This window comes from Acinetobacter sp. VT 511 (assembly GCF_001077515.1).
In the GTDB taxonomy this organism is placed as follows: Bacteria; Pseudomonadota; Gammaproteobacteria; order Pseudomonadales; family Moraxellaceae; genus Acinetobacter; species Acinetobacter schindleri.
Genome location: NZ_LFRE01000041.1, coordinates 33,581 through 46,284 on the forward strand (window position 1 = coordinate 33,581; position 12,704 = coordinate 46,284).

Genomic DNA, 12,704 nt, shown 5'->3' on the forward strand with positions numbered 1-12,704 from the left:
TAAAAGAAAGCAGCACTACAAAACAATAAAGATTATTTACTATACACCCTGTTCTGTCTATGTCACTTTTAATCTACACTTAAGTAGAAAAATTTCTTTTTAAAAAGCATCTTATGGATACTTTTTTAGAAAAACAACAACAGGAAGCTTTAGGTAATCGCCCATGAAATTAGACAAATTTCCCGATCAAATTGATCCAAGTTTAAATCTAGAACAGATCCGTGAAGAATGCCTGGAGCTGATTAAGAAGCGTGCCTATATGTCTGCAGGTGCAGCCGTGATTCCGGTACCGTTTCTTGATGTCTTGATTGACGTCGGCATCCTGTCACAGCTAATTCCTGAAATCAATGCCCGATTCGGCTTGGCGCCAGAGCAGGTCAGCGTATTTGATCCAAAAACCAAACAGGTTCAATGGGATGAATTACGTAAACGCGGCGTACAATTTTCTGGTTTTGTGGTGGCACGTACGGCAGTAAAAAAATCCATCAATAATGTTGCCGCAAAATATATCACCAAGCAAGTGACCAAATTTATCCCGCTCGGTGGTCAGTTAATTGCGGCAAGTTTAGGCTACTTCGTAATGAAAAAAGTTGCCGAGGCACATGTGGAAGACTCTTATAAACTAGCCAAAAATATCCAGCAAAAACAGCAAGCTAAAACAGTATAATTTTGATTTAGAATCATCTTATTTAAACGCAGCTTGGTCGTATTAACTTACGCCAAGCTGTTTCAGTATAGTCTTCAAGATTTGTAAACGCGCGCTATCTTTATCATCGGTAGCAATCACATGCCATGGCGCCTGATCGGTGCTGGTATGCTCAAACATATCTGCCGCTGCCTGCAAATAATCCTCCCAGCGTTCACGGTTACGCCAGTCTTCATCAGTGATCTTGAAACGCTTATGCGGCGTCTGTTCACGCGCCTTAAAACGTTCAGCCTGTTCGTCCTTGGAAATCGCTAGCCAGAACTTGATAATCACGGTTTGCGCCTCAATCAGGTCATTTTCAAACCGGTTAATTTCTGAATAAGATGCCTGCCATTGCGCAGGACTAATCAGTTCTTCAATCCGTTCTACCAGTACCCGTCCATACCAGGACCGGTCAAAAATCGTAATCTTGTCTTCCGGCTGTAACCTGGTCCAGAAACGCCACAAATAAGGACGGCGCAATTCATATTTTTCCGGTGCACCAATGGTATGAATTTCATATTCGCGTGGATCAAGCTTTTTCACCAGCCGCTTGATTGCTCCCCCCTTACCGGCTGCATCCATCCCCTCGAATACGATTACCACATTACGTTGATCCATACGCATTGCACTGGCCACCTTGCGGGTCAGTTTCTTGAGTTCGTCCTTATAGGTATTCTGATCCACCGGCTCCCGCGAAGGCTGCAGCAATGCTTCAGGAATAGACGCCGGGGACCATGTCTTACTTCCTTTAGCAGGATGATCCGGACAGTGTTTCAAGGCCGCAAGAATAGTCTGGGCAAACTGCTGGTCACGCCGGGTTGCATCTTCACCATCAATGATGATCCAGTCCTCGGTAAAACGCTGACGCAAACGCTGGATCGCGTCATATTGCTTACGACTGCGCCAATCCAGACCGTGTAAACGATGCCAATGCATCTCACTTGGATCAATATCATCTAAACGTTTTTGCAAAGACTTCCAGGGCAGATCAAACCAGATCTTGATCACATCAACATGGTTATTTTTCAGATCCTGCTCAAAGGCACGCATCTGTTCAACATAATGATCAAACATGCTTTCATCTATAGGATTCGCTACATGCATGGCGGTACTTAGCAAATCTGTGTACCAGTTACCAAACAACACCATGATCTGTCCTTCAGCGGGGATAAATCGTGCATAAGGCTGCCAGAAAGTCTGTCTTTCATTCAGGGGCCGTGGCTGGTCTGCTTTTACCCGCAAATAACGCGGGTCAACCCATTCCCGTAATTGCTTAACCGCTTCCCCTTTGCCGGCCAGCTCAATTCCATTGACCAGTACGACTACACTTTTAGCATTCTTCTGTCCGCGTGTATCTTTCAGGGCATATTGCGCATCGATAAGCTGTAACGATAATTCATTTTCTTCAATCAATTGAAATTGTTGCTGTTCTGTAGACATAACCTGTTCTGTTTTTCTTGTTCGTGAATACAGTATAGACAGGCTTTTTGCTTGGTGAATAGCGATCGCTACGATTTTTAAACGATCTTTTTTGTCGAACTTTTCAACAAATTGACTTCAAATCCTGTGCAACCGGTCAATTTGTCATAGCGCACCATCCTAACTCGTTCTAAGATTCCCGCATCCATAACCATATTTGAACTTCCCATGTCCAAACTTGCGGTTTTAGACGATCTTCTGGAACGTTATTATCAACTGAACTATCATAAGCAACCGGAACTGCAACAACGTCTGCAAGATGTCCAGCTCTGGCAAAAAGAACGTATGCAACGCACTCATGCCAAGCAGTTTGCAGAAAAGCAAAATGTGCTGATGTCAGAATATTTCCTGAACCGTCTTTATGGTGGACCGGACTTCGATGCGCTGGCAGAACAGATTGCCCGCTTGACGCGCTATGCGCATAAGGCGGAAAAGCTGATCCCGGATAATGCGATCAAGACCGGCACTCACGGAGTAGAGCTGGCCATTCTTGCGGTACAGCTTGATGAGCAGGTGGCACAACAGTTATTGGAAGATTATCATCCAGCCGAATCACTGACTGATGAAATTATGCGTCTAACCTATTTAAAGCTGGATCAAGGCCAGGATCGCCTTAGACAGCTAGCCATGCTGGATCAGCTCGGTACTCATCTGGATAAATATATGCGGTCGTTCATTGTGCAGGCAGCATTTAAAATGTGTAAAGGTGCCGCAGAAAAATACCGTTTTGAAGTCATGTATGAGTTTATGCAGGATGGATTCCTGGCGATGAAACCACTTAAGTCCGCAGAAAAGTTTGTACGTGAATTTACGGCAACTGAGCGTAATATCATTGATCGCGTGCATGCTGGTGATCCTCAGCCTTTCCGTTAATTCCCGACAGCTTAAAAAATCTGAAAATATCACCTTAGGATAAGGCTGGCATCTGCTTGCCTTATTCTCTTAACCCAATTAACCAGCTATTTTTAAATCGTAGTAATTTCATCGATACAAAAAAATCAGGTCTCAATAAATAGACAAAATAATGGTTCCAAAGCCCTAATCGTATCAATCAATCCGTTATAGTCTCTAATAAAGTTATAAAAATTATGCAAAATTTACAGAAATTAATCTGTTTATGGTCAACGTACTTGATCGGCTTACGTGTTATCTAAGCCTCCGTATATCTTGATTCTTTATAGATGTACCCATGTCAATGAATTTTAGGAAAAATGTAATGGGGTACAAACAGTTATCTATTCGCGGCACTGTACAAATAAACCTGAGACCTTCAATAAACAGTTATAAAATTGATGCTCAAGATATACAGATTGAAAGCCATAAGTCTTTGGATATTTACGGTCAGGCGATGCTTGTTCATGATCTGAAATGCAAGTTAAAGATAGGCTATTTCCATATTGTGATTACTACAGATAAACAACGGATTATCTCTGTTGAACGTGGGGATTATGCACTAGGAGATGGTCTTTATTATGAGCTGGATCAACTGTCCATTCGCTATGGTAAAAACCAGTTCATCCATAAACTGGACGAATCTTAAAAATTCTGGATACAAAATGAAAAACCCCGGCATCCTGCCGGGGTTTTTCGTATTGGTTCGCTTGGTATAACTCCTGTCGTACCTTACTTTCCTTGTATTTATCTATTTTTATTCTTAGAGGGAACATCCTGTTCCTGATGAACTTATCATATGAAATTTCTACCACTATAAAATAGTCGCTAAAAACCTGAATCAATGTAAGCAAAAACCTACAAAGAATTGAGTAGGTTTTGACTCGCCATTTAATTAAGCTATGGTGCACCGCATCAGCAGGAAGATATAAAAATTCAGAACGTATATCATGACTTTTTATCATCAATTAAGATCGATTTTTCGGCTGAGATTTCAGCTAAAGACGCATTTTTCTGTATATTATTCATAACAATTGCATGATGATTGCTGTATAACATCTTAGAATCTGTCATTATGCAGTCCATGCACGCATGCAAGATTAACCCCATTGATCTGTTAGGAGTGACTCCAATGTCCAATGAAAATACTACGCCTACCCCTACAGCTGAGTCGGCACAACAAACAGACAAAGTGAGCCCATTCTTAACTGCACCTTTACCACAAGGTGCGCCACAAGGTCAGCAACAGTCTCTAGAACAACGTCTGACTGATACACCTGTCACAGGTAGCATACCGAAATATAATCTGCCACGTGGGGCGAATACCGGTAATGTCGGTCCAACCACTCACTTCGGCTATCAAACTGTCAGCAGTGAAGAAAAAGCACAAAAAGTCGCGGAAGTATTCCATTCTGTCGCCAGCAAATACGACATCATGAATGATCTGATGTCTTTTGGTATTCACCGTCTATGGAAACGTTTTGCCATTAACATGTCAGGCGTGCGCCGTGGTCAGCATGTGCTGGATATCGCCGGTGGTACGGGTGACTTGGCCAAAGTATTCAGCCGTGAAGTTGGTCCAACCGGTCATGTAGTATTATCTGACATCAACGAATCCATGCTAAATGTGGGTCGTGATCGCTTGATTGATGCGGGCTGTACCAATGTTGATTTCGTACTGGCTAATGCCGAAACTTTAGAGCCATTTGCAGATAACAGTTTTGACCTGTTAACCATTTCATTTGGTCTACGTAACGTCACTGATAAAGATGCTGCACTTGCTTCGATGTACCGTGTACTTAAGCCAGGTGGCCGTCTGCTTGTTTTAGAATTTTCTAAACCGGTCTTTGAGCCATTCTCGAAACTGTATGATCTGTATTCATTCACAGCATTGCCAATCATGGGTAAAATCATTGCCAATGATTCTGAAAGCTATAAATATCTGGCAGAATCGATTCGTATGCACCCAGATCAGCGCACCCTAAAAGGCATGATGGAAAATGCCGGCTTCCAGAACTGTGACTACCATAACCTGACGGGTGGTATCGTTGCCGTTCACCGTGGTTTTAAACTTTAAGGTTCCCATTCATGTGGTCAATTCTGGCACTTGGTGCCGTTGAACGTGTGATTCACCATTTCATTGATCTGGATGCGATTACCCGCATCCAGTTAAATGCATTGGCTGGCAAAATGCTACGTGTAGTAATTGCCTCACCACAGCTTTCTGTAGATGTATTCTTTGATGATGGCAAGGTTCGCCTGGAGCCAACAGCCACTGGGCATACTGAAGCTGCTTCGATCTTTGAACAGCGGCCTTATGAAGCCAACAGCTCACAGAGTTCTGAAGCCACTGCGACTTTACAAGTCGATAATGTCATTGACCTGCTGAAACTGCTGCTTTCAGATGAAATAGGCAATATTCCGCTGCAAGGTGACTATAAGTTATTGCAGGAAATCCAGCGCATTATGCAACAGGCTGAACCTGATGTGGCGGCTCATTTAAGCCCATGGATCGGACCAACCCTTGCGCATGAAATTGGCAAATTGCAACTGGCACCCAAATATCTCAAACGCAGTCTGCAAAGCGGTCTGTTCTTTATGGAAGATACGCTTAAAGAAGACAGCGGTCTATTTGCTGCGCGTTGGCAAATGGATGATTTACAGCAAGATACGCGTATACTCAATCAAAATATTGATCGCGTAGAAGCCAAGATTCGTCAGCTTCAGATACAGATTGAAAATCAACAAGATTCAACTCAAAACTAGGTACACCACTTTATGATTCCGCATGTTTCACGTTTACTCGAACTCTGGCGCATTGCCGCGCATTATCGACTCGATACGTTGTTTCCTGCGGAAGAGCTCCCAGAAAAAAGCCGTCATATCCTGTCCCTGATTCGTATGCATCCGGCTGCATGGTCCAGCCGAGAGCGTAAAAATCCTCTCAAGCTGAAAGAGGCTTTAGAGGAAATGGGTCCACTGGCGATCAAACTGGGACAATTGCTATCTACGCGTCGTGACCTGATTCCACCTGAAGTACTGCAACAACTGGTCTTGCTACAGGATCGCGTCAAGCCATTCGACAATGACGTGGCTAAAATGCGTATTCAGGAATCGCTGAAAGCCGATGTAAACACCCTGTTCGCCCGTTTTGATGCTCAGCCACTTGCTGCTGCATCAATTGCACAGGTGCATACTGCTGCTCTGCATGATGGCCGGGAAGTGGTAGTGAAAGTGACCCGCCCGAATATCCGTAATCAGATTTTGCAGGATTTCGAGATCCTGGGCTGGCTGGGTGACTTTCTGGAAAAACGTCTGGAAGCAGCGCGTGCCCTACATTTATCGGAAATTATTCAGGATTATCGCCAGATTATTCTGAACGAACTGGACCTGACGCTGGAAGCGGATAATACCCGCCGGATGCGTCATTATTTCACCGGCTCCAGCATGATGTATGTGCCTGAAGTCTATATGGACAGCAAGGATGTACTGGTCGCAGAACGGATTACCGGTGTACCGATCTCGGATATTGCTACCTTTGATGAACTGGGTATGGATCGTGCTGACCTGGCACGTAAAGGTCTCACCATCTTCTTTACCCAAGTATTCCGGGATAACTTCTTCCATGCCGACATGCATCCAGGCAATGTCTTTGTAGAAACCATTAATCCGGTCAATCCGCGCTTTATCGCACTGGACTGTGCGATTATGGGCGAGCTATCCAAACATGATCAGATGACTGTGGCGCGCATGCTGCTGGCGGTCATGAACAGCGACTTCATGCAGCTGATCCAGATTGTACATCAGGCTGGCTGGATTCCACCGGGTACCGATCAGGATGCCCTGGCACGCGAAATGCGCCGTACTGTGGGTCCAATGGTTTCAAAACCAATGCATGAGCTGGACTTCGCCGGCATTCTGATTCAGGTCATGGACATTGCCCGTCGCTTTCATCTGGAAATTCCACCGCAACTGATGTTGTTATTGAAAACATTAGTCCATGTGGAAGGCCTAGGCACTGACCTATATCCGGAACTGGATATCTGGAGCCTGGCCAAACCGATCCTGACCGACTGGATCAAGGCACAGATGAATCCGCAGAAAAATCTGAAAGAACTGGGACAGAAAATCCCGGATCTGCTTTTAGGGGCGCAGGATTTACCAACCTTGATGATCGATAGTCTGAATGGTTTGAAAAATCAGTCGGCCTGGCATGCCAAACAATTGAATGAATTACAAAGCATGCGTTTGCAAATGGAACATCAACAAAAACGTAGCTGGATGTTTGGCAGTTTAATGGCGATTTTACTGTCTATTGCCATTATTTCACCTTGGTTTGTTTCTGTGATTCTGATTATTTTGGCCAGCATCCTAGCGATCTGGCGAATTGCAAAATAAGTAATTTAAATATGTAAAAAGCCTGATTTGTTCAGGCTTTTTTATTTTCTGAATGTCATATGACTCTAAAGTCACCTTAGGGCACATCTTGCCATTGGGTCCAAAGGCACAACGCTTAAAATAAGCCCTCACTGGTCGAATATGGGTTAAACCTCTATGCAGATTTTACAAAAACATGCCCCTGCCCTGAAAATCCGTGCCGGGCATCTGGCACGTGAGCTGATTCTGAAAGAAGGTTTACAACCCGAACAGGTGGATATTGTTCCCGGTGCTGCAGGGGGTCCGAAAGGTATTGGTATTCAGGGGTTGGATCAGGCAATTTTTGGTGATTTTTTCCCACGTGCCCCTCAGCGTAGAACCCTGGTGGGTTCCTCCATTGGCAGCTGGCGTTTTGCCAGTATTGCTGCTCATGGTGCTAAACAAGGAACCGAACGCCTAGCTGAACTGTATACCAACCTTTACTTCCATAAGAAAATGTCACGTTTGGAAGTGAGCGAAGTCTGCCGCGGCATGTTATTCGACTTGGTCCAAGGCAAAGAGAATGAGCTAGTTAATCATCCAGATTATCATCTCGCTGTGATTTCGATTAAAGCCCAACACATTTTCCAGAGTGACAAGGCCTTACCTTTACTGGCTTCTGTAGCCGGAATTGTCGGGGCAACTGCAGTTGCACGCAAGCACAGCCGTCATTTTATGCAACGGGTCATCAGCCAACCGAATATGGGTGAACAGTTTAAAATCGCTGAAGATGGATTTACCACGCATTATCATGCCCTGACTGAACAAAGTGTCCTGTCCTGGTTAATGGCATCTGCCTCTATTCCGGGGGTGATGGCAGCGGTGAATAACATCCCGGATGCACCGCAAGGTTATTACCGCGATGGTGGTTTAATTGACTATCACATTGACCTACCCTTCCAGAGCAAAGGCATTGTACTGTATCCGCATTTTACTGACAGCATTACGCCGGGCTGGTTTGACAAGTTATTTAAACGCACCTCAAATCCGGAAAATCAGGCACGCACTTTACTCATATCTCCATCACAGGAATATCTGCAAAGTTTACCTTTAGGCCGTTTGCCAGACCGTAAAGATTTTACCTTGAAAGGCTTGGATCAAACTCAGCGGATTCAGCTCTGGAAGCAATGTATTGCTGAAAGTCAGCGTCTGGGCGATGAATTTCTGGAACTGGTCGAGAAACAGAATTTTGCCGACCTGATGCAAGCCTTGTAATTGGCCGCAGCTGCCCGATTATTTGTATAATTGCCTTAATTTTTTGAGCTGTTGAGATTTATGCAGAAGTTTTTAGTGGTCCTGCAATATGCCTGTATTGCCTTTGGTCTTTATCTGATCTATAGCGTTGGCATGTCGCTATATACCCAGCAATTTGAGCTGATGGAACTGGTGGCCGATATTGGTACGATTCTGATCTGTATCGACTTGGGGGTGTTTTTATATACCAGTAAAGGTAAGTCTGGAATTAGCATGGAAGAATATGCAAAACGACTGGAACAGCCACCGTCGAAACTGGTTTATGTGACACGAAAACTGGGGCATCTGGGTATTTTGCTGATCATTACCAGCTGGATTGTTCCGATGATTAACTCATAAGAGTGTTCAAATAAAAAAACCTCCCGATTGGGAGGTTTTTTTAAATTAAAGATATCTGAAAATTATTTAGAACCTTTAATCCCAGCTTGTAATAATAACGCACCCAAACCACCAATTTTTTGCTCTTGTGGTTTAGCCACTTGCGGTTTCTTGCCCTGAGGACGCTCACCTTGCGGACGTGCTTGCTGTGGACGTTTGCCTTGAGGCTTACGTTCACCACGTGCTTCATTGTTTTCACGGCGTGGTTGACGTGGGGCTTTTGCCGGAGCTGCAGAAGCTTCAGGACGCATCGACAAATTCACGCGGTTACGTTCAGCATCCACATTCAAAACACGAACTTGCACGATTTGACCAGGTTTCACCACTTTATGTGGATCAGCGACAAATTCATTGGCAAGTTCAGAAATATGCACTAAGCCATCTTGATGGACACCGACATCGACAAATGCGCCGAAGTTAGTCACGTTGGTCACTACACCTTCCAGTTGCATGCCTTCAGTCAGTTGTGCAACTTCAGTGATATCATCACGGAACTTGGCGGTACGGAATTCTGGACGCGGGTCACGACCCGGTTTTTCCAGCTCTGCCAATACGTCTTGAATCGTTGGCAGACCGAATTGCTCATCAGCAAACTCTTCAGGATTTACCTGACGAATGATTTCAGTATTGCCAATAATGTCTTTTACCGTTGTTGCTTTCGCTTCAACAATTTTAGACACAAGCGTATATGATTCAGGGTGTACTGCAGAAGCATCCAGTGGCTCAGAGCCATCTAGAATACGCAAGAAGCCCGCAGCCTGTTCAAAAGTACGTTCGCCTAAACGTGGCACTTTTTTCAACGACTGACGGTTATCAAAACGGCCATTTTCCTTACGGAAATCTACGATCTGCTGTGCAATCGATTTATTCAGACCGGCGATATAACCCAAAATTGCAGAAGATGCAGTATTGACATCCACACCGACCGAGTTCACACAGTCTTCAACCACTGCTTCAAGCGTTTTCGCCAGACCAGCCTGATTCACATCATGCTGGTACTGACCTACACCAATCGATTTTGGATCGATTTTCACCAGTTCAGCCAATGGATCCTGTAAACGGCGTGCAATCGAAACCGCGCCACGAATCGACACATCCAGCTCTGGAAGTTCTTGAGAAGCCAATTCAGAAGCAGAATAAACAGAAGCACCTGCTTCAGACACAGAAACGCGGGTCAGTTTCAGGTCACTGTTTGCTGCCATCATTTCAGCTACTAGCGCTTCAGTTTCACGGCTTGCCGTACCATTCCCAATCGCAATCAGGTCAACATTAAACTCACGGCATAAACGCGCCAGCTCGGTCAGTGAACCTTCTTTATCATCTTTTGGAGCAAATGGATAAATGGTGCTATGTGCCAGAACATCGCCTGATTCATTCACGACTGCCAGTTTCACACCAGTACGGATACCTGGGTCAACGCCCAGCGTCGTACGCGCGCCAGCAGGTGCAGAAAGCAGTAAGTGACGTAAGTTTTCCGCAAATACGTTCATTGCTTCAGATTCAGCAGCCAGACGTTTTTCAGTCAATAAAGAATGCTCAATCGTCGGACGGACTTTACCCAGCCAGAACAGTTTCACAGTCTGTTTCAGGAAATCCTGACGAGACTGGGGCTGAATGGCATCCAGATTATATTCTGTTTCAATACGTGCCAATGGAGCATCGTCTTCGCCATCCACTTTCAGGCCCAGGACATTTTCCTGACGGCCACGCAGCATTGCCAACAGACGATGCGAAGGAACTTTGTTCAGGTTTTCAGAGAAATCGAAGTAATCACGGAATTTCTTGCCAACTTCTTTTTTCTCATCGGAAGCAACCAAACTTTTTAAAATGGCAGTTTTTGCAAATGTGGCTTTCAGCTCAGTGGTCAGCGCAATGTTCTGTGCCCAGTCATCAATCAGGATGTGCTGGATCGCATCCAACTGGCTTTCTTGATCTGGATAATCTTCATGGCTAAAGCCCGCAAGTGCTTCGGCAGGATCAACCGCTTCAGCAAAGATTTTTTCTGCAATCGGACCAAGACCAGCTTCTTTGGCTTTGAATGATTTACTGGTACGTTTTGGACGGTACGGCGCGTAAATTTCTTCTAATGCATTTTTGGTTTCTGCCGCATTTACCCGCGCCAATAAATCATCAGATAATTTATCTTGTTCTTTGAGTGATTCAATCACCTTTTCACGGCGCTCATACAAATCACGCAAGTATGATAAACGCGTATCGAGCTGGCGTAGTTGCGTATCGTCTAAGCCCTGCGTTACTTCTTTACGGTAACGTGCAATAAATGGAACACTGGCACCTTCATCAATAAGTTTGATGGCAGCTTCTACTTGAGTTGGACGTACGGCAAGTTCTTTTGCCAACTGCTGAACTAAGTCAGTCATCGTGTTTGATCCCACAAGGATAAGTACTAAATGGCATGATTATAAAGACCAGGCCTATAAAATCCACAATTGTTTTTATTAATTTATCTTTATGAATTATGACAGTGTTGTTCAATATTTGAAGAATGACGTTTAGATCCAGGCGATGACTGCCTCATATTTGCGAAACTTTTATCATTTACCTGTATATATTTGGTATCCATCCCTTGATTTTAACTGCAATTTTTGTTGCTTTAGAGCATAGTCAATCGCTATAAATGAATCGTATACTCAAGACATCTATTAGTTTTTGTTTAAGACGACAATAAAGAATAAAGGAGCACCTTATGAGTTTAGTTGTACCCGCTGAAAAAACCGATGCAGTACATACCGAAACCGATCGGGTAGAACGCATTCTGGTTGTCGATGACGATGTCCGTTTACGTACCTTGCTGCAACGCTTTTTAGAAGATAAGGGTTTTGTGGTCAAGACTGCGCATGATGCTACTCAAATGGACCGACTGCTACAGCGAGAACTGTTTTCTCTGATCGTGCTCGACTTTATGCTCCCTGTTGAGGATGGTCTGAGTATCTGTCGTCGTTTACGCCAGTCCAATATCGATACACCAATCATCATGCTGACAGCACGTGGTAGCGACTCGGATCGTATCGCAGGACTTGAAGCTGGTGCGGATGACTATTTACCTAAACCATTCAATCCAAATGAATTATTAGCACGTATCCGTGCCATATTACGTCGCCAGGTGCGTGAAGTACCAGGTGCGCCAAGCCAGCAAATGGAAGTGGTCAGCTTCGGTCCATGGTCACTTGATCTTTCTACCCGCACATTGACTCGCGAAGGTCAGGTGGTAACCCTCACAACAGGTGAATTTGCTGTATTAAAAGCCTTAGTACAGCATCCACGTGAACCGTTAACACGTGACAAGCTGATGAATTTGGCACGTGGTCGTGAATGGGGGGCAATGGAACGTTCGATTGATGTGCAAGTGTCTCGTCTGCGTCGTCTGGTAGAGGAAAATCCGGCTCGTGCGCGTTATATCCAGACCGTATGGGGTGTGGGTTATGTCTTTGTTCCAGATGGTGCTGAATAAGAAAAACTATAAAGGGATAAGGATTACCTTCGTCTATTGTCTCTAAATGCCATTCGCTGCTGTCTGAGCCAAACTTGCATTCCTGGCTGGCATGGAACTTTACAAGTTCAGCGAATGGCACAGTTTTAC

11 protein-coding genes are annotated in these 12,704 nt (G+C 44.6%); 9 read left to right on the forward strand and 2 right to left on the reverse strand.

The window, feature by feature from the left end; translation table 11 throughout:
• The first annotated feature begins 163 nt into the window (after window positions 1–163).
• Entirely contained in the window at window positions 164–667 is a 504-nt protein-coding gene (locus ACS72_RS03105; RefSeq protein ID WP_004890494.1) for a hypothetical protein, read from the forward strand.
• Window positions 668–709: 42 nt separating this feature from the next.
• On the opposite strand, the gene ACS72_RS03110 is transcribed toward ACS72_RS03105, so the two are convergent.
• A complete protein-coding gene (locus tag ACS72_RS03110) occupies window positions 710–2,128 on the reverse strand; it encodes a phosphate--AMP phosphotransferase (RefSeq protein ID WP_048881194.1) in 1,419 nt (472 codons plus the stop codon).
• Window positions 2,129–2,335: 207 nt separating this feature from the next.
• Here ACS72_RS03110 and ACS72_RS03115 point away from each other — a divergent pair, with 207 nt between their 5' ends.
• From ACS72_RS03115 to ACS72_RS03145, 7 genes are all read left to right on the forward strand, one after another.
• Window positions 2,336–3,040 carry a hypothetical protein gene (locus ACS72_RS03115; protein ID WP_048881195.1) on the forward strand — a complete coding sequence of 235 codons (705 nt, stop codon included), beginning with the start codon at window positions 2,336–2,338 and terminating at the stop codon, window positions 3,038–3,040.
• A 343-nt stretch (window positions 3,041–3,383) separates the two neighbouring features.
• Window positions 3,384–3,707: a hypothetical protein gene (locus ACS72_RS03120; RefSeq protein WP_004813497.1), complete on the forward strand. Its 324-nt coding sequence runs from the start codon at window positions 3,384–3,386 to the stop codon at window positions 3,705–3,707.
• A gap of 483 nt (window positions 3,708–4,190) precedes the next feature.
• Complete coding sequence (gene ubiE / locus ACS72_RS03125; protein ID WP_004890506.1) at window positions 4,191–5,135, forward strand: bifunctional demethylmenaquinone methyltransferase/2-methoxy-6-polyprenyl-1,4-benzoquinol methylase UbiE; 945 nt, start codon at window positions 4,191–4,193, stop codon at window positions 5,133–5,135.
• A gap of 11 nt (window positions 5,136–5,146) precedes the next feature.
• Window positions 5,147–5,824: an SCP2 domain-containing protein gene (locus ACS72_RS03130; protein ID WP_048881196.1), complete on the forward strand. Its 678-nt coding sequence runs from the start codon at window positions 5,147–5,149 to the stop codon at window positions 5,822–5,824.
• A 12-nt stretch (window positions 5,825–5,836) separates the two neighbouring features.
• Window positions 5,837–7,456 carry an AarF/ABC1/UbiB kinase family protein gene (locus tag ACS72_RS03135; protein WP_048881197.1) on the forward strand — a complete coding sequence of 540 codons (1,620 nt, stop codon included), beginning with the start codon at window positions 5,837–5,839 and terminating at the stop codon, window positions 7,454–7,456.
• 156 nt (window positions 7,457–7,612) lie between these two features.
• Complete coding sequence (locus ACS72_RS03140; protein WP_048881198.1) at window positions 7,613–8,689, forward strand: patatin-like phospholipase family protein; 1,077 nt, start codon at window positions 7,613–7,615, stop codon at window positions 8,687–8,689.
• 60 nt (window positions 8,690–8,749) lie between these two features.
• Complete coding sequence (locus ACS72_RS03145) at window positions 8,750–9,067, forward strand: hypothetical protein (RefSeq protein ID WP_004890522.1); 318 nt, start codon at window positions 8,750–8,752, stop codon at window positions 9,065–9,067.
• Between the two features lie 62 nt (window positions 9,068–9,129).
• Here ACS72_RS03145 and ACS72_RS03150 read toward each other — a convergent pair whose 3' ends face one another.
• Window positions 9,130–11,484 (reverse strand): Tex family protein, encoded by a 2,355-nt coding sequence (locus ACS72_RS03150; RefSeq protein ID WP_048881199.1) that lies wholly within the window; start codon window positions 11,482–11,484, stop codon window positions 9,130–9,132.
• A 326-nt stretch (window positions 11,485–11,810) separates the two neighbouring features.
• On the opposite strand from ACS72_RS03150, the gene ompR reads away from it, so the two are divergent.
• Complete coding sequence (gene ompR, locus ACS72_RS03155; protein WP_004890528.1) at window positions 11,811–12,575, forward strand: two-component system response regulator OmpR; 765 nt, start codon at window positions 11,811–11,813, stop codon at window positions 12,573–12,575.
• The last annotated feature ends 129 nt before the right edge of the window (window positions 12,576–12,704 follow it).